Below are 22,203 nucleotides of genomic sequence, written 5' to 3'. Positions count from 1 at the left end.
TCGCGAATTTAGCGCGTATCTCCTCTCAGTGCAATATCTAGACGGCAATCGCGTCGATCTGCGACTGAATTGTCTGCATCATCTGTCCGTGTAGCGCATCCATCTCCCGCGTCGTGTTCTCCATCTCCTGAAGAATACGGCCGGTTTCCGCCTGTGTCTTGGCATCATCAAAGCGTTGGCTGTTGACCAGCGCCTGTTCACGCTGTGCAGCGGCGGCAATGCGCTGCGCCTCAGCTTCGAGTTTCGCGACTTTTCCGGCAATTTCCCGCATCGCCAGCTCCTGCTGCTGGGCTTGCACCTGTTGCTGTTGCTCCGCCACTTGCTGTTCTTCCGGGGTCATTTCATCCGGCGCTTTCGGCGTGCCCAGCGCGCTGCGGATGCGCTCAATGAACTCGGCTTTGCGTGGCACATCAAGCAGTTCCACCCACATATCCAGCACTGTCGCTTGCGCCTGCGGCGGCAAGCCAGTGATCACTTGCGACATGCGTTCCGCCAGCTGCGATTTGTAGGCCGGCGTCTGCTGAATCGGAGCCAATGCAATGTGCGCGCGCAGGCGTGACACGTCATTAGTCATACCGTTGCCGTTTTCTGATTCCTGATTGATGGTGACTGCTCGCCGGCGGCGCGGGTCATCGCGGTTCACCACCACCGTATAATTACGACGGCGGGTCAAATCCTCCAGCAAGTATGACAACAGTAATTGCCCAACCTGTTGGCAGGCAAACTGATAGTTATCGTTGATTTCCGCCAGCGTGGTGGCTCCCTGCTCAACCAGATTGCTGATCGCTACCCCAGAGGACGCACTGGAATCCTGCCCCAGAAACGCCGAATAGACGCCCATGCCATCCTGAATCAGTCGCATACTCTCCTGCATCACCTGAAACTGCTGCTGTGCTACCTGAAAATCCTGCTGAATATTGACGGCATCAGCGGCAGTCGTTTTGTTTTTGCGATCGGGGTTCAGCGTAATCAGGCCATCCGGGCGTTCGGCCTCATCGAGTAACTGCCTATCCGTCATGTTGACCGCATCAGCATCTTTGATAATTCGCTTGGCCTGAAGCAGCCATGTCAGTTTGATGCGGCGAAAATTCACCTCGTCCTGCGCCGGGATAGCGCGGCAGGCCAACCCATACGGAGCACCACTCTTATCCTTGCGATACCCCCAAAACGGCACCAGCGGGAACATGCCCTGTGGTGCCGCGCATGGCCGATCCCCAATAGAATGCGGCCCGACAAACCACGCTTCACGGATCCGGCTCACACGCGACATCACCACTGACACGCGCCCGGATGCCACCGCCACGGCGTGCATGAGGTTGTTTTTGTCATACTGCACCATTCGACCATTCGGCAATTCCAGCACCGGTAATTGCTGGTACGTGCGGTAGTAAATCACCTGGAGCAAGACGCGCTTGCGGTTGGAGGACACCCACTCGGTATCCTTGCGGCTCCACTGCTGATATTCCTCATACGCGCTAATTAGCGCCGATTCTTGCCCTTCGGCAATATCGGTATCCACAAATCCACGCCACGCGTTGATCGAGTAATCAATCACCTCGGCCATATCGGGAAAGGTCGCCTTCACCTCGTCCACATCCAGCCAGCGCTTGCGCATCAACCAGCGACAGTCACTTAAATCCGCTTCCCGACTGTGCCAGTCCCAAAACACTTCATTGCGGTGCACCGTCCCGACCTTATAGCGGGAACCAAACAGATCGCCATTGCGTCGCACTTCTACCCAGCCCAACCCGGCCTTGATCTGCTCGGCATAGGCATCAGAGCGTGCTTTGTTCATATTCGCCAGGCGGCACACATCAGCGAACTCGGCGTTGACCGCATCGGCCAGTTGCTCCATTTCTTCGTCCGGGTCGTCAGCCATCACCATCAGATCGGTACGCGTCTTGGCCTCCATGCCCAACACACCGTCGATGGTTGGCGCAATCAGGTTATGCATGGTCAGCGGCTGCCCGCGCTCACGCAGTTTTGCCACCAGCTCCGGCGCCAGTTGATCGCCGTCGTAATACGCACAGGCTTTATTCGCCGTGGTGCGCCAGTCTGGCTGTGCGTCAATGTCCGATGAGATATCCAGCAGTTGGCGCTGAGTAAAACGATCGCGGTTATCCTGCGGCTGAGACTCGGCCACAGCTTCAATAGCGGCTGTATTCATCAATGTGACATCCAGTGAGTGGGTTTAGAGCGGTCGATAGGTTTCAGTTTCGGGCGGGCTGGCATACGGGCACGCATTTCCTGCGCAATGGCATAGCTCATCACCTGGTCATCGAAACAACCGGTTTGCGCGCCCATGCTGCCCTTGGCGTCATAGACGTAGGTGTTCAATTCGTTGATGGTGCCAACCCAGCGAATGCCGCTGGCCTTTTCACGCAATAGCGTTTTCAGCCCTTCGGTGACAATCGGCTTACTTTGTTTGGTCGTCAGCCAGCCCAGTTTCGGCGTCTCATCGTCGTTATCGCGATCAAGGTGCTGCTCGGCGTAAATAGCTCGGGGCGGGTAGATATCGCGGAGCTTCTGCAATACGGCATGGCCGTGGTTGTTGCGCTCTGGCCCGACGTAGGCGGTGTTGTACCACTTGCCGATGTGTGCCAGCAGTTGCGCAAACAATTCAGCATCCAGATGGCCGAACCAGTGTGCTACCTGCTCCCCGTCGGATTTCTTCACGACATCAAACGACGATCGGTCGCCGTTTTCCAGACCTTCCGCCACGTCAGCACCGATAGCATAATCCTCATCGGGATCGGGCAATTCCCAGACCAGCAAATGATTCAGCAACGTGCGTTGTAGCTCATCTTGACCACCTGCACGTAACGCCTGAACTTTCTCACGTTTGCCCGTTACCGGATCGATATCGTAAACAATGCGCGGCGGGCAGCAGCCGGATTCAGCATTCATCACGTTAATTGCTGGAAACACGCGACGGCCAGAGGTCAGAAATGCTTCCTGTGGCGTGGAAGGAAACTCCTGTTTCATTTCCTCGCCCTGCTCGACCTCTTTACGGATATACCACTGCCGTTGCTCATCACTTAGCGTGACGCGCGTTGCTGCTTCAACCGCAGCAAAGTATTCCTGGTGATATTTACTCAGGCGCAGACCACCGGCCGGAACGGGCGCAACGTATTTCGGATCGTCGAACCATGGATAGAAATGAAACTTGTAATCCTGCATCGTCAGACTGACACCGGATTGCGCCAGCTCAAGCGCTCGGATACTCATGGTATGGAAATCGCCGCCCACGCCTTCCGCTGTGGATTCGTCAAACACGATACAACCATCATGCACGGCGTTCAGCGTACCGGTTCGCACCTCTTTTGCCTTGGCCGGATACTTGGCGCAGATTTTTCCGTGCTCAGAAATGTGCAGCCGCTGGACGGTGCCGGAGCGGAACGACGTGGCCACTTGAATGCTGGAGCCGTGAGAAAACAGGATATAACCGCCATTAGCACCGCTGCGCCGCTCGGTGATTTTGAACGTCGAGCGTAGCCAGCCTGGCAGATTGTCGAACGGTATCGATATCTTAGTACGAAAGATTTCGCCTGCGGCGCTCTTATCCTGCGCAATAATCCCGCACTTGAGATTGGTGTTAAACAGCGCCTGATCCAGCAGGTAGATATCAATCGCCGTGGAGAAACCCAACTGGCGGGCCTTGAGCACAATATTGCGGTAGTGCATGGCCTTGAACAGACGACGCTGCGCCGGGCGCATCCGAAACGTGACCAGTTGGCCCTTTTCGTTCTCTATCTTGTACAGATTGTTGAGCCGCCACCACGGATTGCTCAATTTGGACAAAATAAAAAGGCGCTGCTGCGCCTCGGTCATGCCGTCCAGTTCGTCATCCACCAAACCGGCGTCATATTGCGGTGTCGTCATTGCGCCAACATTCCATCATCCGGCATCGCGTGAATATCACGCACCACATCAGTTAGCGGTGTCGTCACGTCCTTGCTTTCTGCTGTCAGCTTCTCGGTCTCGGCTTTCAGCTTGGCGGTGGCCGCTTTAATGCGCAGCGTATCAGCGCTCAGGCGTGGCACATTCACCGCATCCAGTTGTAATCGGCTCAGGCTGTTCTCAATCGATTCAATGCGGGCAATATTGCGATCAAGCCCCGCCTCAGCTTTGAGCAACTTGTCATACAGTTCGATGCGGGTTTCAACATCTGTCGCGTTGTGCAAATCCTCCATGATTTTGTTCAGTGTCTTAGTGACTGACAGCGCGCGGGCGCGGGTGAATATCAGTTCGTCGCGCAGATCGGATTCTTTGGCCGCGTCGAAAAGTTCATCGGCGTCCAGATATTTGGCGTAGGCGGAATGTTTGCGCGGGATCTGATTGCCAGGCTGGAACGCATTAGCCGGAACACCATAATTCCCACCCAGCTTGTTCCCTTCAGCAAAGCGCCCGCTAGCATCCCGTTGCGGTTCCGTTTCAGGCGGACAATCGCCGGTGTCACTGTTGTCTGCGTCTGCTGATTCCTCCATATCGTTATCACCAGAATCATCGCGCTTGTCCTCGCTTTTGCGATTCGCGCCTTTCTCTTTGCGAATCTGCGAATCACTTTTTTGCGAACTGCGAATTTGCGAATTCAGCGCAATGAAATCCGTTGCAGCCTTTATCGTGATGTAACGCTTCGCCGAGCTATAGGGCACCTCATTCTGAGCGCACCACTCAACTGGAGATATTCCCGTTGCTGAGTATGCAGCGGCATAATCGGCCAGCAGTTTTTTCCAATCGTACTTCGCCATAACGTCCTACTGAATGAGCATTACAGAGCCACCTCTGGGAAGTGGCTCTGTAATGTCTGAATCATTTGAATGCGTGGACTACAGCGCGGAACAGGTAATCCTTCACCTGCTGCTCTTTGGGGAGCTGTTCATATGCGACAAAGCACGGATGCTCTTTCTTCTCTGCGTCTTTCACTGGGCCATACTTCCAGCCTTCCTGTTTTTTGAACTCCAGCCATTTGTTATGGCTGGCCTCTGGCGGGTGATCACCATTGAGGTGGAACACCACGCCTTCAATAGCAGAGTTTTTTTGCCATTGGGGTGCGTCCTCCCATGCTGGTTGACTATCATCACCCAGCGCTGCGCAGTATGCCCGGTTGACTTCGTGGGCAGCACGCGCGGTGCGCTCGATGTTTCGGCCCTCAATCTCCTGCTGGTTGTCATCACAGCGGCAACCGAGTTCTGGTAATGGCTCCGACAATGATTGCTCATAAAGGCATTGCTTCAGTAAATAGCCCTCTAGCTGCCAGATTTTGTTAAGCGCGTTCTGACGGGCAATCTTGCGTCCTATCTCCGCATCGAAATTTTCAGGGCTGGCGCAAGCGCTTTCCCCGGTGACAGTAAAGCCGTTTTTCAGCACTAAAACGCAGAAGGTCAGCAGGTGAAGGTTTCCATTAACCGGGTTAAGGAGTTTGTAACCATCACCGGCCCCACCCAACCCTTCTGCCGCTGAAAAAAAGTGCTCTGCAACAATGATGTCTTCAATATGCTCAGGCGTAACACGCGGCGCGGTTAAGCCTTTGACCTGAATCTCTTTCTCAATGTGTTGATCGGTGACTTGTGTCATGGGGTTACCTTTTGTTGGGACGAAAAAAAGCCCCAGCGAATACTGAGGCTATATAATGGGTTCGCATCAAAACGTCAGCATCAGATCAGAAACAATGTTGTCACTAACGTATTATGGAGAAAATTATGAAAACTCTTGAAGAACAATGCCAACTAGTAATCAAATGGGCTGAAGATAAAACTATTTGGACCGCAATTCACAAAACAAGCGGAGAACCAAGTATAGGAAGCCTTGGAAGAAATAAAATTGTAGGTTATTTGTACCCGAAAAATAAATCATCCCAAGATATAACTGTCATTTATCACTGCGATGTTTCTGTTTCTTATACAAGCCTCAAAGACCGATACCAATTAAGTTCCTTGTGTTTTTCTGACTGGGAAGAACATATGGAACAAGTAAATCCAGACTAAAAATCAAACTCACTATCGCTGTGATTCTTCTATCCGGCGAATCCCCACCAACTGCTCATTCGCCTGGTCAAGCGCAGTCAGAAGAGGATCAACCCAATACACTACCTGCCCATACGTCAATCGGCAGGCGGAGGCAGCGGCACCAGAACCGGCTGAATCAACTCCGCTGGCAGTGGTGTGCATTGATGCTGGCACGTAGACTGTGCGCGTAGTCGAGCAACCTGTTAGCCACATCATCAGGCACGCACTGGCGGCTAGCCGGATCGCGCTTGACGATGGTGCGGTAAATAATCTGTTTCTCATCTGCTTTTGCCTTAATGTTGATGGCGTACTGGCTGGCTTGTCTGGCGATCTCGTTGAAGCGATGGAACGTCAGTGCCTGTGTTGCGATGACGGCCTGCTGCCCTGTGCTTGCCTCCTGTGCCGCCGCCGTTTCCCGGGCCGAAATATCCGCATCCCAGCGCAACCCCTGCACATACCAGCCCGCACCGAATGCAGCAGCCAACCCGCCTCATAACAGCAGCACTTTCATTTTCGTGGTTAACATGATTGTCCTGTTGAAATCAGAAAGGAATTGATGAAGGCGAGCAGCGCAGATTTCACGTAGAGCCACCACTTTCGAACAAAAAGCAATCAATCTTGTGCTAATACCCCACCGGCTTGCTGATAAGCGGCAATCAGTCTCTCAACCTTATGCTCGCGCTGGCCGTAACCAGCACCCGGCAACGAAGCCCAAATGTTGTTGCACGCCTCAATGGCACGCTCAATGCGGCCCGCGATCACGTCATCCAGCGCCCGGCGCTCGCGAATCAACTGAATCGCCAGCGAGTCTTGAGAGTCGGGGCTGAAATCTGGCAGTTTTAGCTGCGCTTTGTACGTCGGCCAATAACGATAGAGCTGCTGATAGCGCCCGGCAGCAGTGGAGCGCAGCCCCTGTTTGCTGAAAATTTTTCCCGGACGACCGCTGGCAAACGGGTGATCATGGTAATCAGTAAAGATTTCCGGTTTGCCATCAAGACCGGTGACTATCACGTCATAGCCACGGTTACGCGTCAGTGGGTGGGTGGCGGTGCCTTCTGAAAAAGCCAACATATCCAGAAACGCGGATAAATTTTTATGCCATGGTGGATCCTGAGTCATGGTATTTACGCCTGTGGGTTATTGCCGCCAAAGCGGTTGCCAAGAATGCGCAGCGCCAGCGTGCGGATCTGCTCAACGCCGATAAAGCCGATGCTGCCGCCAATCGCAACAGTGAGCGTGCGCGGCAGGCTGAAATACTCCAGTGATGAAATCACCGTCAGCGTCAGCGCGCCGCACAGCGCCGCTTCCAACAGCATTTTTTTGTGGCCACCGCCCATATACGCAACCCGCAGGACGGTAATCAGGATAGACAGCAGTACGCCGCCGAGCGGCATATCACCGTTCCACCACATACGGAGCAAATCCCAGAAGTCCGTCCAGGTATGAACATTATTTTGCATCTTCACGATCTCCACCTCCCCTGAGGTCGGCGTGCTGTCTGAAATAAAAAAGCCGCTGGGCGAACCATGCGGCTTGAGGACTGACCAATAAAAAACCGGAGCAGCTTTTTAAGGCACACTCCGGTATCTTTCGCAAATTTAGCGCGTATGAGATATAAGGTCAATCAGGGTGCTGTAGTAAACCAGCGTCTTTCAGTGTCAAAACAACATCTATTTGCCCATTCTCGTTTTCCGCAGCATCAGGACAATCTTTCGTGGCGATTCGCCACAATTCAGCCCTTGAATATTTTCTGCTGGGTTCTTTCAGTACACATTCTGCCGCGACCACGGCATATCTTTTATTTGGGCTATCTGGTGGTAGATAATCTCCCTTCGGGATCCCCTTAACATACCCATCCTGACACAAGCCAAGAAATGCAGATTTTGGACACCCTTTTCTCTGGCTGTCCCTGCTATTGGTGAACAGGGTAATTGAATATTCCCAGCACTCTCTTGGGTCAGGCTTATTACTGCTATCGTATGCTGATACCACTGCTACCGCTGTTTTGCCGTAAATACCCATCTTACGTTTCTACCTCATCGTGTATTTTCTTACTGAGAATATAGACGGCTTCTGATTCTTCAACATACAACCAACGCAAGCACTGCTTCACCAGCCCCAGATACTGCGACCATTCTCCAGTTGCTATCACAGCCCCTATGTTAGCCAGCGACGCCCGCAAGTGCTCATACGTATACGTTGCCGTAATGCGCCCACTCCCGCCGCACTCATTACAGAGTGCAATGACCGGTCTATGCGTCCGGCCAGTACCGCTGCACCGGGGGCAGACATTACTGCGCATTGCCTGCCGGTTGGCCCATGCCCTCAGTCCTTGACGTTCCGCCTCAACCCCTGCTGACAATGCGACAATTTGCTGGCCGATCAGATGATATTCCTTATCTGCGGTTTTCACCTGGCTACGAGCCTTTTCCAGACGCTTAATCTCAGCACGCAGCAAATCAATATTCTTGCGCACCTGCGAAAATCTCGGCCCGTATTTGCACAACAATTTACTGATGTGATTTATCTGGGCTGGCAAATTACGCTCCAGCATCATATTAAGCGCCAATTGACAGGCACTCCTTGCATGATCTAAATCGGAATGAATAGTTACCCAATCTGTAATCGCGGCACGTATCCGCTGCTCGGCCTGATTATCGTGGCGATATTTCGCCATCAGCACATCATAGCCTATTGAGTTATGGCGTTGCGCGGTCGCGAGCGCCCCCAAGATTTGCTCTTTGGACAGGGAAGCACGTCCGCGCCCGACGTTGAGTGATTCAATACTCATGCAGCGTGGATCGTGCATTTTAATCAGTTGTTCTATGGCTATGGTCATTTGGTCAGTCCTGCAATTATTTGTCACAGGCTAATTCTATAGACCATGAACGATCGTTGCAAAATCAGGGATTAACAGCAGAACATTTCATATTCTGCAAATACCGTTCTATCTCATTGCGGGCGGAATCAAATCCATAGCAAATTTCAGCTCTGTAACCAGCCGCGCGCATTAACTCTTGCCATTCCAATTGGCCCGGCGTCGGCCGACCACCTGCCGCCTTCATCTCGATCCATAAGCCAGCATATCCACCATATGGCAATGCCAGGAATAAATCGTGAACACCCGCCCTCATTCCCAATCGTTTGGCATCCCGCGCTGCTTTTGGCCCGCGCTTTCCCTCATTAGGAATGTGGATCAGGTAGTTACCAGGGCGAATGCCATTGATGGTAGCCAGTTTCGCCCACTGGATAAGTGCCGCCTGTTCCTCCAGTTCGGGCTGGTGACAAACCTTACGCACGCCATCACCATACGTCTCAAGTTTCGCCCGGCTGCCAACCACTGCCAGAGCGTCAATTGAATTACGCAAACCGGCCTCCTTTTGCCGCCAGCAGGCTTTCATCAAACCAGATGCGCCACGTCGCGTGCAGCGCGGCCAGATAAGTTTCCTCTTTCTCACCCGGCCGCCAGTCATATGGCACGCGTCCATCAATCACATCATGACAAGAAGAACAGCCGAATACTGCAAAGAAGTCATCCGACTTATAGGCCATGCCGTGCGTTGGGCTGGGTAAATGGCAGAGCACCGTTGTTTCGCGATCGCAATTACAAACGCCTGAGATTTGCAGCGTACAGGCACACCCACGGGCAGAATCACGGAGGGCTTTCGAGCGATACGCTGGAGATTTAAACATTACTTTTATCCTTAATCATCCTCATGTCACCGACCCGCTTTAGCACAAATTGAAGTTCCTGATTCGCCGCATGGATCTGCCCGTTGATATCACTGAGGCGATTTTGAGCGTTGCGAAGTCGCCCTTTGCAATTCGCCTCTTCGCGCTTCAGCTTTTCCAATCCCTCCCTGTGTGACTTTATTTCATGGCGTAACCCGGTTAGCTCCCACTCGATGCGGGTTTCTTTCTTCGCCAAAGCCAGCAGGTGATCAAACGGTTCCAGCACTGCGCCGCACAAGCGACACGCCACCGATCGCTCATGTTCAGAAACCACAACCCGCTCATGGCGACATGTCAGCCCTTCTGGCTTTGGTGCCTCAACAAAATTTCGCATCTCTTTGATATCAGCATTGTCATCAAAACGCCTGGTAAACTGCAAAACGTTGTCGCTATCATCTGGAAAATCCACATTATCGGTCATTGGTCAGTCCTCAAAAATTCATCAACTGGTTAACGGCGTTTTCCATTTCTGCTTCATCAGCAAAATACTGGTTCATCGTCTCGTTCCAGATCACGCCAAATACACCACGGTATACCTTGTCGAATTTCTCCTGCCCCATATTCACAAACGCGATACTCCAGCGCTGCTTCAGCGTGCCGCCGTCGGGGTTCGGCGCTAGGTCGTAAAATCCGGCCTTTACCATGACGTGGTTCAGGTAGGCATCTTTGGTTTTAACCGCTTCGGGATCAAAGCGCCGGCGACGTTCACCAGCGACTTCGCTCAACACCTGGGCTGCGATTTCTTTAGTCACGTTCTCGTATAGCTCAGGGTTCCCTGCCATCTGCGCAGTGCGCCTGGCAACACGGTGCGCAATCCATTCTTCCGGTGCGCTGACGAATGCCCATTCAGGAACCCAATAAGCAAACCCCAGTTCGAGCAGCTTCCAGAATTTGCGGTGATGCTTGATGCTGCGGCGGTCGCCGATAGGTGTGAGCGAGATCGGGGTGCCGATTGGCACCCCTTTCATTACGTCGCGGTCATGATCAGTACAGTATTTGATACCACCGCCGGGCAGCAGTACGCCCAGCGCTTCGGTTTTGTGCTTCTTAGGTGATTTGGTGCGGGTAGCGGTTGTCATGCAGCCGCCCCTTCACGTTCGGCGCACATTTCTGGCAGATTTGCACGCACAAGCGCTTCGGCAAACTGAGGTGGAACGGCGTTACCGCACCGCGCAACCTGAGCGGTTTTCGTGTGCCGCACGCCGCGATAGTCTATGTCAATGACGTACCAGCAGGGAAAACCTTGGGCAGCGTATAACTCTGGCGGCTGGAGCATACGCAGGGTGATATCTACTAGTACCCACCAGGCACCGCGATACGTCATCAGTACCATTTCGGCGGATTCAGCGAAATATTCAGGAAGATGAGAATGAAGCAACTCCGCACAGCGGCGTGCCTTCTCACGCAGTTCAGGGGAAAGGGAACCAGCAGGGACTTTTATAACCTCAACAACTCCCGCGCGGTCCTTCGCTGTAATGGTGTGCAACGGTTCATCAGCACGCTGCCATTGCCCGCCAGAGCTGTAATACTTGATCAGGTAGGCTGTCACCAGCCGCTGATTACTGCCAGAAGCAGTAAGAGTAGACATAGGCACGTCGGCGGCATGGCCGTCGCCATCGTAAAACCCTCCATTCGCTTGCTCGAATAGTGCCGTTGTCAGCGCACTCGGCGCAGCACTGGCTGTAACCGTGTTCAGTGGTGTTTTCAGCGAGCGAATGCCATCACTCCAGCGCCGCGCGCCCGTGCCGCACGATTCGCCATGCCCCATATCTACCAAGCTGGCAGTAACCAGCGCATGGTGCGCCCCGCTGGCCGTCACCGTTGATAACGGGCGTTCTATGCTATGCCCAAAAAGTTGGTGCTCATTCGTTCCACGCAGCGGAATCATTGTCGGTGCAACAACGGAGAAATGGCCGCCTTTCACCTGGGCGCATAACGTCCGCACGGGTTCATCAATAGACATCGTGCGCTGATTGCTCGCATTCGCGTGCTCGTTGATGAATGGTGTTAATACGGGCGTTACCACTGCACGGTGGTTTTCAGTAGCAATAGTGCCGAAAGGCTGATTGATAGCGACCGGCTTACCAGAATATTCGGGGCCACCAGCCCCAACAATGAACGGTTCGGCATTGGTAAGGACGTGGCGCCACAGCCCCTTCGCAACTCGGCGTAGAGTGTTGTCGGCTAATGCCTTCTTGCGCTCAAAAATCGACGGAGACGAAATCGACCAGTCAATGCAATCCGCTGCTTTCCGCCATGGTTTCAGTTGCCCCGCTTGAACTTCCAGAGATTTCGGATCGCCGTGGGTAGGTTTAGGCCAAACGATAGGCTGGTCATCGCAGCGCATAACCATGAAAAAACGCTTGCGGCGCTGCGGCGTGCCGTAGTTGTCAGCTCGTAATTCACGGTGATCTACGTTATATCCCAACCCACGCACCAACCGCTGCGCTGGCTCACTATCAAGCGTAATGCCCAGAAATTCACAGCATTCCGCTAACGCTGGGTGATCTGCGGTTACGCCATCAGACAACATGCTGACGAATGCAGCGAACGTCTCCCCTGATCGCGCAGGGTCTGGCTGGCGTGTGCCGTCAGCATCAATCAGCAGCGGTCCCCATGTTTTGAATTCGACCACATTTTCTAACAGAATCACCCGTGGGCGAGTCGCCAACGCCCATCGCACAACGATCCAAGCCAATCCTCTGATTTCTTTTTTCACCGGTGCGCTACCACGCGCCTTAGAGAAGTGCGTGCAATCGGGGCTAAACCACGCCAAGCCCACAGGACGGCCAGCGGTCGCAGCAACCGGATCAATATCAAAGACGCTCTCGCAGTAATGCAGCGTGTCTGGATGATTTGTCGTGTGCATCGCAATCGCGTTCGGATCGTGATTAATCGCGATATCAACGCTGCGACCAATTGCCAGCTCAATACCCGTTGACGCGCCACCACCACCGGCGAAGTTATCGACAACGATTTCCCTGTTATTTTTCATGCCGCTGCTCCCATGGCTACGGATAATGTTTCTGCGGTCGTGATAATTGCCGAATCCGGTACGCCTTCGAGTTTCAGGCGATTGATATGACTGCGGAGTTTGTTTTGCAGGCCAGCAGGCAGCGTGATCGCTGCCGGGATCTGCTCGAACAGAAAATTAACTTCCGCAGGCCAGACGGTATTCTCGGTATCTGGAATGATGATCGACTGCTGAGGTGCTAACCGCCCCGCCTCACGCCGGATTTGCGCTAAAAACGCGTCACCCGTCGCCAGCAGTTTTTCCCGCTGAATGTAACTGATAGCCGGGCCACGCCATTCTTTATCAAACACCGCGATAGCTGCGCCAAAGCCCGCGCTACTGGGAATTTGCTTATCGTCTTTCGGTTTAAACCAGGCGGGAACCTCAAACGCAATACGCCCGCGAATGAACGCAACGTGATCCGCATACTCAGGCCACCAGACTTCAGACGTGGCTGATTTGATGAGAAACACATACCGCCCACCGCGCTCTCGCATTTTGGCTGTGTGGGCCATGATGTGGCGCATACCAGTGATGTACTCACCCTCATGCATTTTCGCTGTGCTGTACGGCGGGTTAGCAAACGCCGCGCCGTTCAGTTCTGCCAGGCGCGCTGACCAGTCCTGCACCAGCGCGTTATCCTCCGCCGTGTAATACGCCGGACACGTCGAGTTTTCCCCGTCGCTGAACAGATCGAGCACCAGCGGGCCAAACATGGCATTGATACCCCAAAAAAGGGTATCCGGTGTACGCCATTGATCGCCTACATCTTTCAGTAAGTGCGCATCTTCAGCTTTCTGAGCATTCAGAGTCTGCACGTACTCGGTTTGGGAGAAATCAGTCATGCCGCATCCCTCCCCGCGATGATCGCCAACAGATCATCAGCCCGAGATTCGAAAAAGTGTGGCTGTGTCTCGCGCGGGTTAGCCGGGCTGGTCATATTTTTGCCGTAACGCAGCCCCTGTGATGTCAGCGACCAGAACGATTTGGTTTTCTTGCCCGTGCTGGAGCGTGTTTTACGTTCAACAATTCCCGCCGCCTCAAGCCGCAGATAGGCGATCGCCGCCGTCATGGTGAAACCGTGCTGGCGTAACAAATCGGTAAGCGCTTTTGTTGTCCGGCTGGAGCCGTCCGCCGCGTCACTGGGTGCATCAATGGCGTAGTTAGGCATCAGGTTGATGCCGATAATGGACTGTAGTTTTTGATATGCACCGAGCTTTGAGCTGTTAGATAGGTTTAGTGTTCGGGCGGCAGACTCTACGATCATTATCCCCGCCTGAACTCGCTCACGGACATTCTCCGCCGTTGGGTTCGGATTAGCAGCCGCATCAAAAGTGCGGATCACCCTCAGGTTAAATGACGCGCTGATCCACATCGCATAGGCATAAACCAGCTCTCGACACACGAAGGTGCCACCGTTGCGTCCCTCAAGCCTAACTACCGGAATCCCGGTAGTTTCCAGCTCGGCAATTAGCGCTATGGTTTGCTTGTTCGCCAGCCAGTAGCTTGGGGCGTGGCGCTTTTCTCCGCCAGACGCACGATGCAGATCATTCAAGTTGTAACGGCCATCAGCATCGCGACGAATGGCGATATTGGCAATCACGATAGGCGTACTCATTGCGACGCCTCCCCGATCACTGTCCGTGTGCCGTCATGCGTCGGCGCAGAGACTACACCTTTGCTTTCCATCGCCTCAATCAAATGTGCTGCGCGGTTATACCCGATGCGGAAATGGCGCTGGAGACCGGATATCGTCGCCTGGCGTGAAGACTGCACGAACTGAACAGCCTCCGGGTAAAGCGGATCATCTTGCAAATCGTGATTTTCTGGCTCTGGTGCCACACGGTCAGCCTCCCCACCCAGCGCATCAACCAGACTTTCGATCAGCGAAGCAAGCGCCCCCGTCAGTAGTACGAAATCAGCGTCAAATCGCTGTGCCGTATCTTCCCGGTCGATATCGTCGTTCTGCTCGAGTAAAACATCAGAGAATTTCAGCTTTTTCAGGCTACCGTCATCGGCCAGCACAAAGCTGATGCGTTCGCACCATTCCAGCGCCAGCTTGGTGACGACTTTCCCCGCTTCGATATGCCCGGCGATTTCATCCGTGACCAAATCCTGATGCTTACTGCGCAGAATACCGCCGTCCTCCAGCACCGCTTTTAGCTCGGCTTCGTCCTGCAAGGCGAAGCCAGCAGGCGCAGCACCGGAGCGTACCCACTCCGTCAGTGTCAACTCAATGGGGGTTTCCAGCATCAAGGGCACAACAGGCAATGATCCCAGCGTCTTGCGCAGCAGCGCCAGCGCGTCTTCGGCTTTTTTGGCGCTGGCCGCATCAACGATGATTAACCCGGCCCCTGCGTTAATCCAGATTTGGGTGGTATGGTATTTACTGAAAGCGCGCGGCAGTAAGCTGTGCAGCACCTCGTCTTTCAGCGCATCCTTTTCGGTTTTCTTCAGTTTACGCCGCTGTGTGGCTTCCAGTTTTTCCACCCGGGTCGCCAGTTCGCGGGCAATCACCGGCGCTGGCAGAATTTTCTCTTCACGCTGCAACGTGAGGAGAATCTGCCCGTTGGCCTGGTGGGTTAATTCGCTATAACCTTCTCCCAGCGGCGATATCCAGCCGGTTTTCGCTCTGTCCTGGCTGCCACATGGCGCAAAAGAAAAAACAGCCAGTTTGTCGTTCAGATCATCGAATGCGATATCGCGGGTCAGGCGATAAATCAGCGCATTCTTGAAAATCATGGTCATTGGTGAGTCCTCGAGTTACGGGTTCATTAACTGGCTGTGGTCAGCAGCCTGATGACGTTGTTCTAACGCTTCGTTCAGTTGTGCCTTTCGTTCCTCCCATTCATGCCGTTTTTGTTCTTCACGCTGCCGCTTCAGATCCAACAGCACCCCGGAAAATGCCTGTATCTTTTCCAACATCCTTGCCTGCTTCTCTGGCTCTACCTTTGGCGGTGGCAGACTGGCGGGCGGTGATAAGTATTTGTCCGCCTCAGGTGCAGGCAGCAGCCCGGCATTCACCGCATGTTGCACCGCGCCAGGCAAAGTCTCTTTGTTCCAGCCTTCAGAAACCGTCCATACCGGCAGCACACCAGCAGCCTTGGCCGTATTTATCAGTCGTTCATAGACCGAGATAAACGCCATGCGCGCACCGACCCGATCGCCACCTGTCATGATTGGGCTGGCGACGCGCCACGCCTCAGCAATTTCTGCCGTCCACACAACGGTGTTGGCTTCGTCCTGCGCGGGTAATGCAATCGCCCAGGCTTCGTTTGCACCGATCCACGATGGCCTACCGATGATGTTTTGGATATTGCGAATAATGTCAGCTGGCTTTGGTGCAAACTGGCCCTGATCTGGATCGGTGATCCACTGGCTGAGAGCCTGCCGAATCAGTGCAATATCGAATGTGCCAACGGCATTCCAGTACAAACGGATAACCGGTTTTGACGAATCCTTGCCGTACACCGACAGCGTGGCTTTCATCAGCTCGGCAAACTCCCGCATGACGGCAAGCTCGTCAGACTTATCCGTGGTTAACATCCAGATTCCTCCTATTGGCCAGTGCCTGAGCTTCCTCCTGTAGCCACTCTTCGAACGCCTGCGCATTGCGGGCTTCCAGCGCCTCCTGTCGGTTTACCGCACCCGTGTTGCGCGCCGGATTATTCCGGTTTGTCAGCCATTCGAACTTGAGCCCCTGCCAGCCTGCCACCATCGCCTCACCCAGCGCATGATCAACACTCCACCCTGCCGCCATCGCCTTCGTGAGTTCGATACCCAGCATGTTCACCACCGTCTGAGTGATGGGTGCCCGCTTGGCCTTCCGGTGTTTCTCGTAATCCTGCCAAACCTGAACGCTGGGCAGTGTCGGGAATGACGAGAAATCGAATTCGCCAAAAGGGGATTTCCGCGCGGGCGTACCTTGTGGTTCATGTTTTGAATTTACTTGTGATTCATGTTTTGAATTTACTTGTGGATCCCCGCCAGATTCTGGAGGGTCAAAACACGCTTTAGTGCCAGATTCTGGAGGGTCAAAACCGTTTGAACCTCCAGATTTCAGAGGGTCAGATTCTGAACCGTCAGATTCTGGCGGGTGACAAATAGCTGATTTTTTCGCCAGCCGGGCGGCTTTAACTTTGGCAACTTCACGCAATGCAATCTCCTCCAGTCGCTCTGCGTTGAGGTAATACAGGTTAGAGCAGTTACGATTACCTTTGCGGCGGCTCTCACGACACAACCAGCCTGCTTTTTCCAATTCAGTAATGGCGCTACGAACGGTGCTGATCCCAGCCCCAAGTTGACGGGCTATTGTCTCTACGCTGGGGTAGCTCACTCCATCATCATTCGAGTAATCCGCCAGTCGCGCCATGATCAATAATTGGGTTCCCTTAATACCGGATGCGGCACAGGCATCCCATACGTGGCCCAGTAACTTGCTACTCATACATCAAGCCTCGTGAAATACTTCTGCACCTGCCACAACGGGCGGGCGCATGGATGTTCATATCCGGGGCGAGTGAAAATCACCCGCTTGGTTACAGGTTCGTACCCTGTGACATGCACAATCACGCCGTTTTTATCCCGGTAGCGGCGATTAAGGGGTTTGGTTATTTCCATGATTCACCGCCGCATTCGTTTCACTTGTCACCAAGTGACGTGAATAAAACGTGCGCGTCACTTGAGACAAAGCCCCTGTGATAGCCAAACACCGGGTTTTTTCCCCGGTGATATCCAGCTTGCTACCAACGATATTGGCGACAAGATCAACGCTTTGTGTGGCGCTCATTGGGGTTTCGTGGGTGTGCTTCATCGTGATGCCCTCCCTGCCAATGGCGGCAGCCAATCGGGGATAGGCAAACCGGCGGCAGTCAGTTCACGATGCACATGGGCGAGCATGTCTGGTGATTCGGCGAACATCGCCAGAAAGCCCCGGATCGCGGCGGTATTGGTTTCAACGGCAGGATTGGACGACATGGCACCCGCCACGCTTTTGATGGTGGCAGCCTCGCTCTCCGTCCACCTGGTCTTGATCTGGTCTTCGCGCACAACGTGGAACGGCAAGCCGTTTTTGCCTACTTTTTTGCGTGAAAGCAGCTCCTTGCGAACGCCGGACGCGATCGCAGCCCCTGCCGTATCACCGGCAGGTCGATGTATTGTGGTCATTGGTCAGTCCTTAACGTTACTGTTTTTCTGTTATTTCCGGCACTTGGTCAGGGTGTGGAAACAGGTGCGGTAGGTCAGGACGTAACTGGTAGCCTTTTACTGCACCATGGGTTGCCATAACAACCGCTTGTACATTTTCAGGTGCCACCTTGGCCTTGTTGTACAACCACTTTTGGACGGCAGCCTGTGTTAATCCACAGGCTTGGCCCAATTTACGCTGCGATCCAACAATGGCGATGGCGGTTTTGATTACTTCATTCATGAAACCTCCGTTTGCTTTACGGAATAATACAACTATAGTTTTTATTTTGTCAAAACTATATTCGTTTGATGAATGACAACCTAAGTTGTAGATTTATGTTATGAAAACGACACTTGCAGAAAGACTAAAACAAGCTAGAACAGAGGCAGGGCTCTCCCAAGAGGCTCTAGGTAAAGCCATTGGTCAAAGCCAAGCATCAATTCAGAAGATTGAGAAAGGGAAGACATCTGAGACAACAAAAATTTTTGAGTTGGCTAACGTTCTAAAAGTGCGCCCTGAATGGCTATCCAGGGGGGTTCTCCCTATGCGAGAAAGTGAACCTGAGCCGGTCAATATAAAAGAATCTCGATTGAAAGCGGTCGTTTGGGAGGATGTAGAACAAGATCATGATGAATTCGTGACTGTGCCATTGCTCAACGTATTACTTTCAGCAGGTAATGGAAGCTGTGAAGTGGAAGAATCCTCTGAGTTTTCTCTTGTGTTTAGGCGTTATTATCTAACAAAAATGGGTGTACCAGAATCGGCAGCAAAGTTGGTACGCGTGACGGGTAACAGTATGGAGCCGACATTGCATGATGGCGATGTTGTCGGAGTCAATACCCAGGATAGAGCTATAAGGGACGGGAAAACGTATGCGATATGCCAGGCAGACCTGCTGAGAGTTAAAACACTGGTTGCCACTCCTACATCGGTAATAATCCGCTCGATTAACAGAGACGAATATCCTGATGAGATCGTTCCACGAGAGGAATTCCAGAGAGACGTAAGAGTAATCGGGAAGGTTTTCTGGTCATCGCATAGCTGGTAACCAGCCTTTTATTATAAAAAAGATATTTTAACAGTGCTCGCTTACCGCATATCTATTGAGCACTATTAATTGCGAACGCTGATCGCCATGAAATTATTGGTTATATAGTTCATGTAACTTCGATAACAGAGAGTTTAAGATGAAAAAATTACTAATAGTCGGATTATTAGGAATCTCTTTTTTTTCGGATGCACGCTCATACTTCCATGATGGAAACGAGTTAAACCAATGGGTTGAAGCTGATGAGAGAACGAGAAATGGGCGTGCTATGGATAGTGACTTTCAGGATGCAGCCATGCTTCATGGATACTCAATAGGTATATTTGAGCTTGGAGAAGGAAAGATTTTTTGCTCTCCCAAAACGGGAAGTTTGGTTGTCGGGCAAGTCAGTGATGTAGTATCTCAATATATTAAAACTCATCCAGAGCAAAGAAATCTACCAGCCGTTATATTAACGACCAAAGCTCTAACTCAGGCGTTTCCATGCAATGAGAATCAATAAGGCTACTGGTTTGTTAAAATTGCATTCGAGAGATTAAAAAGCTGTTAATGCCCACCCACTATTATTCAAGGCTAACAACCTAAACTCCTCACTTCGATAATGAGTCCTGCTCTTTCTCAGTATAGGGCGACTTTTCGTATCTGTTTTATCATCATTTTCTGGTATCAGTATTATTTGCAAATCCCAACAGAATTTACACAAAGCATATACATGCTCCCATTCACTAGATTCAGTTCTTCAAAAAAATTTCTTTATTTTTCAGTCGAAAAACAACCCCAAAAACACAAAAAACAACCAATGTTGTTGACACAAAAACAACTATAGTTTTTAATATGCATATCCCAACCGGATACGCTCTTTAACAGTCAGGTTAAGTTGCACACACCAACGGTCTGCATGTACCGGTGCGACGGCTACGGCTAAACATGTCAGCGTTCTTACTCAGCATCCACCTTTCTGGGTGCTGCTATAAGACCACTACTCAAAGGCAATCATATGAATGAAAACAAAAATCAGCCCACACAGGAAGAGGTGCAACACTTTAAAAAATTGCTGGAAAAACACCCTCGTTTTGTGTTCCAACAGCTCAACATATGGATGAATCAAGACGGCCTTTGTCTTTCAATCCGTACTATCGACGAGGGAAAAGGTGGTGCTAACGGCGAACACTGATATGCCGGTGAGCAATGCGATTCCCTGTAGAAAGAACCTCGAACAAAATTTCCAATGTCTTCTCTGCTGGCGCTGATTCAATAAGTGAGACGTAGAATGCCCTGCGTTCCTGAGGCATTTCTTTCACTAGCCGTTCGGCGTGGATACTAACTTCGAAGATACCGCAATCAGGGCATGTGTAAGCCTTAAAGTTTTCAGCATCAGTGAATACATAGCTTGCAGAGCCGCCACATAGCGGGCAATCGGCATCAAATCGCTCTTTCATTCAAGAATCCTTACTTGTTGTAATGACAGCAAGGATAGCACGGCTGGGCGTGCCTAAATATCCCGGCACCCGCTCAAGACAGAGGACTGACTAATGACCAAACATAAGAAACGTCGCACCGCCATGACCAGGCAGTGCATGGAAAAAATCCAACGCATCGGCAAACGCAAAAGCGATCGTGTGGGCAAGGCTATTCTGCTCGCCGAGTGCTGCAAAAAGATGCAGGATTGCCCTGCGCCGAAGAAAGCACTCGAAAGCAGTGACAATCCTGAACGACATACCGGCTACACGGCCATTGGTCGCCAGAAAATGCGCGGCTGTAGCACCATCCCTCACGGGGTTTACTAAATACCTAAATCAAGCTCACTTCGGTGGGCTTTTTTTTCGCCTGAAAAGCGAGTTTTACGCCTCACCAGGGCAACACAGCGGCCACCTCCGGGTGGCCTTTTTATTGCTTGAAAAAAGGTAAAATCTCAATGACTGATTTCGTTTCTTTTCTTAAACAGCGCCGTATTGCGCACGTTGTTAACGGTGATGGTTCTGTGACCATTCCTGGCAGCCTGAACATGGCGTATGAGCGCGATATTAGGGCACTACCGGACGGCCTGCAGGTTGGCGGATGGCTGGACCTCACCGGCTGCACCGGGCTGACCGCGCTGCCGGACGGCCTGCAGGTTGGCGGATGGCTGGACCTCACCGGCTGCACCGGGCTGACCGCGCTGCCGGACGGCCTGCAAGTTGGTGGAGGGCTGCTCCTCACCGGCTGCACCGGGCTGACCGCGCTACCGGACGGCCTGCAAGTTGGCGGATGGCTGGACCTCACCGGCTGCACCGGGCTGACCGCGCTACCGGACGGCCTGCAAGTTGGTGGAGGGCTGCGCCTCACCGGCTGCACCGGGCTGACCGCGCTACCGGACGGCCTGCAAGTTGGTGGAGGGCTGCGCCTCACCGGCTGCACCGGGCTGACCGCGCTACCGGACGGCCTGCAGGTTGGCGGATGGCTGGACCTCACCGGCTGCACCGGGCTGACCGCGCTACCGGACGGCCTGCAGGTTGGCGGATGGCTGGACCTCACCGGCTGCACCGGGCTGACCGCGCTGCCGGACGGCCTGCAGGTTGGTGGAGGGCTGCGCCTCACCGGCTGCACCGGGCTGACCGCGCTGCCGGACGGCCTGCAAGTTGGTGGAGGGCTGCGCCTCACCGGCTGCACCGGGCTGACCGCGCTACCGGACGGCCTGCAAGTTGGTGGAGGGCTGCGCCTCACCGGCTGCACCGGGCTGACCGCGCTGCCGGACGGCCTGCAGGTTGGCGAATGGCTGGACCTCACCGGCTGCACCGGGTTAACCGCGCTACCGGACGGCCTGCAAGTTGGTGGAGGGCTGCTCCTCACCGGCTGCACCGGGCTGACCGCGCTACCGGACGGCCTGCAAGTTGGTGGAGGGCTGCTCCTCACCGGCTGCACCGGGCTGACCGCGCTGCCGGACAATTTCTCTTGCCAGTCGCTTTACTTGAACCCTGAGCATTTTAATAACGTCACCCACCGTCAACGGTGCGGCTACCACGACAGAGCAATTTTTGCCGTTTGGACGAAAAACAATTTCCAAATTGCTGCTGGTTGTTTTTTCGGCCCGCTCGATGTGTTTGAGAGCCGTGTCACCGAGAAGTACGGCAGCGGTAGTGCAGGCGCAGCTTATAAGCGCGCAGCGCAGGAATGTATCGCGGAATTAACGGAAAAACTGAACAAATCGGGAGCTGACAATGGCCTGTAAGTGCTT

30 protein-coding genes and 2 pseudogenes are annotated in these 22,203 nt (G+C 53.1%); 6 read left to right on the top strand and 26 right to left on the bottom strand.

The genetic code is table 11. The features are described 5' to 3' along the window. Nucleotides 1-37: 37 nt before the first annotated feature. The 5 genes and pseudogenes from O1Q98_RS01340 to O1Q98_RS01320 all read right to left on the bottom strand — a co-directional run. Nucleotides 38-2,167, bottom strand: a complete 2,130-nt coding sequence (locus O1Q98_RS01340; protein WP_125259442.1) for a portal protein — start codon at nucleotides 2,165-2,167, stop codon at nucleotides 38-40. Further along, nucleotides 2,167-3,831, bottom strand: coding sequence for a terminase large subunit (locus O1Q98_RS01335; RefSeq protein WP_164512988.1), 1,665 nt, complete (start codon nucleotides 3,829-3,831; stop codon nucleotides 2,167-2,169). The genes O1Q98_RS01340 and O1Q98_RS01335 overlap by 1 nt, the downstream gene beginning before the upstream one ends. Before the next feature lie 47 nt (nucleotides 3,832-3,878). Continuing rightward, entirely contained in the window at nucleotides 3,879-4,751 is an 873-nt protein-coding gene (locus O1Q98_RS01330; RefSeq protein WP_125259440.1) for a terminase, read from the bottom strand. Nucleotides 4,752-4,812: 61 nt separating this feature from the next. Continuing rightward, nucleotides 4,813-4,926 (bottom strand): hypothetical protein, encoded by a 114-nt coding sequence (locus O1Q98_RS01325; RefSeq protein ID WP_240632761.1) that lies wholly within the window; start codon nucleotides 4,924-4,926, stop codon nucleotides 4,813-4,815. A gap of 288 nt (nucleotides 4,927-5,214) precedes the next feature. Next, a pseudogene (locus O1Q98_RS01320) lies at nucleotides 5,215-5,577 on the bottom strand (Gp49 family protein); the annotation flags it as partial. Between the two features lie 125 nt (nucleotides 5,578-5,702). Between O1Q98_RS01320 and O1Q98_RS01315 the strand changes: the two are divergent. Then, nucleotides 5,703-5,987 (top strand): hypothetical protein, encoded by a 285-nt coding sequence (locus O1Q98_RS01315; protein WP_125259439.1) that lies wholly within the window; start codon nucleotides 5,703-5,705, stop codon nucleotides 5,985-5,987. 157 nt (nucleotides 5,988-6,144) lie between these two features. Here the strand turns inward: O1Q98_RS01315 and O1Q98_RS01310 are convergent, their stop codons facing one another. The 20 genes and pseudogenes from O1Q98_RS01310 to O1Q98_RS01215 form a co-directional block, all read right to left on the bottom strand. Next, nucleotides 6,145-6,492, bottom strand: coding sequence for a hypothetical protein (locus O1Q98_RS01310; protein WP_278142648.1), 348 nt, complete (start codon nucleotides 6,490-6,492; stop codon nucleotides 6,145-6,147). A 128-nt stretch (nucleotides 6,493-6,620) separates the two neighbouring features. After that, entirely contained in the window at nucleotides 6,621-7,127 is a 507-nt protein-coding gene (locus O1Q98_RS01305; protein WP_125259437.1) for a glycoside hydrolase family 24 protein, read from the bottom strand. Between the two features lie 5 nt (nucleotides 7,128-7,132). Further along, on the bottom strand, nucleotides 7,133-7,474 hold the full coding sequence (locus O1Q98_RS01300) for a phage holin, lambda family (RefSeq protein ID WP_067486800.1): 342 nt from the start codon (nucleotides 7,472-7,474) through the stop codon (nucleotides 7,133-7,135). 154 nt (nucleotides 7,475-7,628) lie between these two features. Then, entirely contained in the window at nucleotides 7,629-8,030 is a 402-nt protein-coding gene (locus tag O1Q98_RS01295; protein WP_125259436.1) for a DUF6979 family protein, read from the bottom strand. A 1-nt stretch (nucleotide 8,031) separates the two neighbouring features. After that, nucleotides 8,032-8,799, bottom strand: a complete 768-nt coding sequence (locus tag O1Q98_RS01290; RefSeq protein WP_278142643.1) for a TIGR02642 family protein — start codon at nucleotides 8,797-8,799, stop codon at nucleotides 8,032-8,034. A 112-nt stretch (nucleotides 8,800-8,911) separates the two neighbouring features. Further along, the gene (locus O1Q98_RS01285; RefSeq protein ID WP_125259434.1) at nucleotides 8,912-9,376 is read right to left on the bottom strand and encodes a VRR-NUC domain-containing protein; all 465 of its coding nucleotides are present in this window, start codon (nucleotides 9,374-9,376) and stop codon (nucleotides 8,912-8,914) included. Further along, complete coding sequence (locus tag O1Q98_RS01280) at nucleotides 9,369-9,701, bottom strand: nuclease domain-containing protein (protein WP_125259433.1); 333 nt, start codon at nucleotides 9,699-9,701, stop codon at nucleotides 9,369-9,371. Before O1Q98_RS01280 ends, O1Q98_RS01285 begins: the two co-directional genes overlap by 8 nt. Further along, nucleotides 9,694-10,161, bottom strand: a complete 468-nt coding sequence (locus O1Q98_RS01275; protein ID WP_125259432.1) for a hypothetical protein — start codon at nucleotides 10,159-10,161, stop codon at nucleotides 9,694-9,696. Before O1Q98_RS01275 ends, O1Q98_RS01280 begins: the two co-directional genes overlap by 8 nt. A gap of 10 nt (nucleotides 10,162-10,171) precedes the next feature. Further along, on the bottom strand, nucleotides 10,172-10,819 hold the full coding sequence (locus tag O1Q98_RS01270; RefSeq protein ID WP_125259431.1) for a DUF1367 family protein: 648 nt from the start codon (nucleotides 10,817-10,819) through the stop codon (nucleotides 10,172-10,174). Next, complete coding sequence (locus O1Q98_RS01265; protein WP_125259430.1) at nucleotides 10,816-12,735, bottom strand: DNA cytosine methyltransferase; 1,920 nt, start codon at nucleotides 12,733-12,735, stop codon at nucleotides 10,816-10,818. The genes O1Q98_RS01270 and O1Q98_RS01265 overlap by 4 nt, the downstream gene beginning before the upstream one ends. Then, a complete protein-coding gene (locus tag O1Q98_RS01260) occupies nucleotides 12,732-13,598 on the bottom strand; it encodes a phage N-6-adenine-methyltransferase (RefSeq protein WP_125259429.1) in 867 nt (288 codons plus the stop codon). Before O1Q98_RS01260 ends, O1Q98_RS01265 begins: the two co-directional genes overlap by 4 nt. Then, nucleotides 13,595-14,371 (bottom strand): KilA-N domain-containing protein, encoded by a 777-nt coding sequence (locus tag O1Q98_RS01255; RefSeq protein ID WP_125259428.1) that lies wholly within the window; start codon nucleotides 14,369-14,371, stop codon nucleotides 13,595-13,597. Before O1Q98_RS01255 ends, O1Q98_RS01260 begins: the two co-directional genes overlap by 4 nt. Then, nucleotides 14,368-14,529: a DNA translocase FtsK gene (locus tag O1Q98_RS01250; protein WP_278143648.1), complete on the bottom strand. Its 162-nt coding sequence runs from the start codon at nucleotides 14,527-14,529 to the stop codon at nucleotides 14,368-14,370. The genes O1Q98_RS01255 and O1Q98_RS01250 overlap by 4 nt, the downstream gene beginning before the upstream one ends. Before the next feature lie 72 nt (nucleotides 14,530-14,601). Beyond that, nucleotides 14,602-15,495 (bottom strand): annotated as a pseudogene (gene rdgC, locus O1Q98_RS01245) (recombination-associated protein RdgC); the annotation flags it as partial. Between the two features lie 21 nt (nucleotides 15,496-15,516). Further along, nucleotides 15,517-16,299, bottom strand: a complete 783-nt coding sequence (locus tag O1Q98_RS01240) for a hypothetical protein (protein WP_125259426.1) — start codon at nucleotides 16,297-16,299, stop codon at nucleotides 15,517-15,519. Then, nucleotides 16,283-17,200: a helix-turn-helix domain-containing protein gene (locus O1Q98_RS01235; RefSeq protein WP_125259425.1), complete on the bottom strand. Its 918-nt coding sequence runs from the start codon at nucleotides 17,198-17,200 to the stop codon at nucleotides 16,283-16,285. The genes O1Q98_RS01240 and O1Q98_RS01235 overlap by 17 nt, the downstream gene beginning before the upstream one ends. Next, nucleotides 17,197-17,373, bottom strand: a complete 177-nt coding sequence (locus O1Q98_RS01230; protein ID WP_125259424.1) for a DUF4222 domain-containing protein — start codon at nucleotides 17,371-17,373, stop codon at nucleotides 17,197-17,199. The genes O1Q98_RS01235 and O1Q98_RS01230 overlap by 4 nt, the downstream gene beginning before the upstream one ends. Beyond that, nucleotides 17,351-17,566, bottom strand: a complete 216-nt coding sequence (locus O1Q98_RS01225; RefSeq protein WP_125259423.1) for a porin — start codon at nucleotides 17,564-17,566, stop codon at nucleotides 17,351-17,353. Before O1Q98_RS01225 ends, O1Q98_RS01230 begins: the two co-directional genes overlap by 23 nt. After that, nucleotides 17,563-17,919: a hypothetical protein gene (locus O1Q98_RS01220; protein ID WP_125259422.1), complete on the bottom strand. Its 357-nt coding sequence runs from the start codon at nucleotides 17,917-17,919 to the stop codon at nucleotides 17,563-17,565. The genes O1Q98_RS01225 and O1Q98_RS01220 overlap by 4 nt, the downstream gene beginning before the upstream one ends. Nucleotides 17,920-17,935: 16 nt before the next feature. After that, nucleotides 17,936-18,181, bottom strand: coding sequence for a transcriptional regulator (locus tag O1Q98_RS01215; RefSeq protein WP_125259421.1), 246 nt, complete (start codon nucleotides 18,179-18,181; stop codon nucleotides 17,936-17,938). 100 nt (nucleotides 18,182-18,281) lie between these two features. Between O1Q98_RS01215 and O1Q98_RS01210 the strand changes: the two genes are divergently transcribed. The 3 genes from O1Q98_RS01210 (at nucleotide 18,282) to O1Q98_RS01200 (ending at nucleotide 20,163) form a co-directional block, all read left to right on the top strand. Then, a complete protein-coding gene (locus O1Q98_RS01210; RefSeq protein WP_125259420.1) occupies nucleotides 18,282-18,989 on the top strand; it encodes a S24 family peptidase in 708 nt (235 codons plus the stop codon). 139 nt (nucleotides 18,990-19,128) lie between these two features. Beyond that, nucleotides 19,129-19,491: a Rap1a/Tai family immunity protein gene (locus O1Q98_RS01205; RefSeq protein ID WP_125259419.1), complete on the top strand. Its 363-nt coding sequence runs from the start codon at nucleotides 19,129-19,131 to the stop codon at nucleotides 19,489-19,491. Nucleotides 19,492-19,986: 495 nt separating this feature from the next. After that, nucleotides 19,987-20,163, top strand: a complete 177-nt coding sequence (locus O1Q98_RS01200) for a hypothetical protein (RefSeq protein ID WP_164512985.1) — start codon at nucleotides 19,987-19,989, stop codon at nucleotides 20,161-20,163. Here the strand turns inward: O1Q98_RS01200 and O1Q98_RS01195 are convergent. Further along, on the bottom strand, nucleotides 20,147-20,428 hold the full coding sequence (locus O1Q98_RS01195) for a hypothetical protein (RefSeq protein WP_125259418.1): 282 nt from the start codon (nucleotides 20,426-20,428) through the stop codon (nucleotides 20,147-20,149). The two genes, O1Q98_RS01200 and O1Q98_RS01195, sit on opposite strands and share 17 nt — an antisense overlap. A gap of 93 nt (nucleotides 20,429-20,521) precedes the next feature. On the opposite strand from O1Q98_RS01195, the gene O1Q98_RS01190 reads away from it, so the two are divergent. Further along, nucleotides 20,522-20,776: a hypothetical protein gene (locus O1Q98_RS01190; protein WP_125259417.1), complete on the top strand. Its 255-nt coding sequence runs from the start codon at nucleotides 20,522-20,524 to the stop codon at nucleotides 20,774-20,776. Nucleotides 20,777-20,883: 107 nt separating this feature from the next. After that, nucleotides 20,884-22,197, top strand: a complete 1,314-nt coding sequence (locus tag O1Q98_RS01185; RefSeq protein WP_278142637.1) for a hypothetical protein — start codon at nucleotides 20,884-20,886, stop codon at nucleotides 22,195-22,197. Nucleotides 22,198-22,203 lie beyond the last annotated feature (6 nt).

Source organism: Dickeya lacustris, assembly GCF_029635795.1.
In the GTDB taxonomy this organism is placed as follows: domain Bacteria; phylum Pseudomonadota; class Gammaproteobacteria; order Enterobacterales; family Enterobacteriaceae; genus Dickeya; species Dickeya lacustris.
The sequence above is the reverse complement of the archived record's forward strand: the minus strand, read 5'-3'. Positions and strand labels throughout refer to the sequence as shown.

What these genes read in the sequence shown, in the direction of transcription:
- O1Q98_RS01340 (WP_125259442.1), bottom strand. Translation starts at nt 2,167, where the DNA reads ATGAATACAGCCGCTATTGAAGCTGTGGCCGAGTCTCAGCCGCAGGAT.
- O1Q98_RS01335 (WP_164512988.1), bottom strand. Translation starts at nt 3,831, where the DNA reads ATGACCGAGGCGCAGCAGCGCCTTTTTATTTTGTCCAAATTGAGCAAT.
- O1Q98_RS01330 (WP_125259440.1), bottom strand. Translation starts at nt 4,751, where the DNA reads ATGGCGAAGTACGATTGGAAAAAACTGCTGGCCGATTATGCCGCTGCA.
- O1Q98_RS01315 (WP_125259439.1), top strand. Translation starts at nt 5,703, where the DNA reads ATGAAAACTCTTGAAGAACAATGCCAACTAGTAATCAAATGGGCTGAA.
- O1Q98_RS01305 (WP_125259437.1), bottom strand. Translation starts at nt 7,127, where the DNA reads ATGACTCAGGATCCACCATGGCATAAAAATTTATCCGCGTTTCTGGAT.
- O1Q98_RS01295 (WP_125259436.1), bottom strand. Translation starts at nt 8,030, where the DNA reads ATGGGTATTTACGGCAAAACAGCGGTAGCAGTGGTATCAGCATACGAT.
- O1Q98_RS01290 (WP_278142643.1), bottom strand. Translation starts at nt 8,799, where the DNA reads ATGAGTATTGAATCACTCAACGTCGGGCGCGGACGTGCTTCCCTGTCC.
- O1Q98_RS01280 (WP_125259433.1), bottom strand. Translation starts at nt 9,701, where the DNA reads ATGTTTAAATCTCCAGCGTATCGCTCGAAAGCCCTCCGTGATTCTGCC.
- O1Q98_RS01275 (WP_125259432.1), bottom strand. Translation starts at nt 10,161, where the DNA reads ATGACCGATAATGTGGATTTTCCAGATGATAGCGACAACGTTTTGCAG.
- O1Q98_RS01270 (WP_125259431.1), bottom strand. Translation starts at nt 10,819, where the DNA reads ATGACAACCGCTACCCGCACCAAATCACCTAAGAAGCACAAAACCGAA.
- O1Q98_RS01265 (WP_125259430.1), bottom strand. Translation starts at nt 12,735, where the DNA reads ATGAAAAATAACAGGGAAATCGTTGTCGATAACTTCGCCGGTGGTGGT.
- O1Q98_RS01260 (WP_125259429.1), bottom strand. Translation starts at nt 13,598, where the DNA reads ATGACTGATTTCTCCCAAACCGAGTACGTGCAGACTCTGAATGCTCAG.
- O1Q98_RS01255 (WP_125259428.1), bottom strand. Translation starts at nt 14,371, where the DNA reads ATGAGTACGCCTATCGTGATTGCCAATATCGCCATTCGTCGCGATGCT.
- O1Q98_RS01240 (WP_125259426.1), bottom strand. Translation starts at nt 16,299, where the DNA reads ATGTTAACCACGGATAAGTCTGACGAGCTTGCCGTCATGCGGGAGTTT.
- O1Q98_RS01235 (WP_125259425.1), bottom strand. Translation starts at nt 17,200, where the DNA reads ATGAGTAGCAAGTTACTGGGCCACGTATGGGATGCCTGTGCCGCATCC.
- O1Q98_RS01230 (WP_125259424.1), bottom strand. Translation starts at nt 17,373, where the DNA reads ATGGAAATAACCAAACCCCTTAATCGCCGCTACCGGGATAAAAACGGC.
- O1Q98_RS01225 (WP_125259423.1), bottom strand. Translation starts at nt 17,566, where the DNA reads ATGAAGCACACCCACGAAACCCCAATGAGCGCCACACAAAGCGTTGAT.
- O1Q98_RS01220 (WP_125259422.1), bottom strand. Translation starts at nt 17,919, where the DNA reads ATGACCACAATACATCGACCTGCCGGTGATACGGCAGGGGCTGCGATC.
- O1Q98_RS01215 (WP_125259421.1), bottom strand. Translation starts at nt 18,181, where the DNA reads ATGAATGAAGTAATCAAAACCGCCATCGCCATTGTTGGATCGCAGCGT.
- O1Q98_RS01210 (WP_125259420.1), top strand. Translation starts at nt 18,282, where the DNA reads ATGAAAACGACACTTGCAGAAAGACTAAAACAAGCTAGAACAGAGGCA.
- O1Q98_RS01205 (WP_125259419.1), top strand. Translation starts at nt 19,129, where the DNA reads ATGAAAAAATTACTAATAGTCGGATTATTAGGAATCTCTTTTTTTTCG.
- O1Q98_RS01200 (WP_164512985.1), top strand. Translation starts at nt 19,987, where the DNA reads ATGAATGAAAACAAAAATCAGCCCACACAGGAAGAGGTGCAACACTTT.
- O1Q98_RS01195 (WP_125259418.1), bottom strand. Translation starts at nt 20,428, where the DNA reads ATGAAAGAGCGATTTGATGCCGATTGCCCGCTATGTGGCGGCTCTGCA.
- O1Q98_RS01190 (WP_125259417.1), top strand. Translation starts at nt 20,522, where the DNA reads ATGACCAAACATAAGAAACGTCGCACCGCCATGACCAGGCAGTGCATG.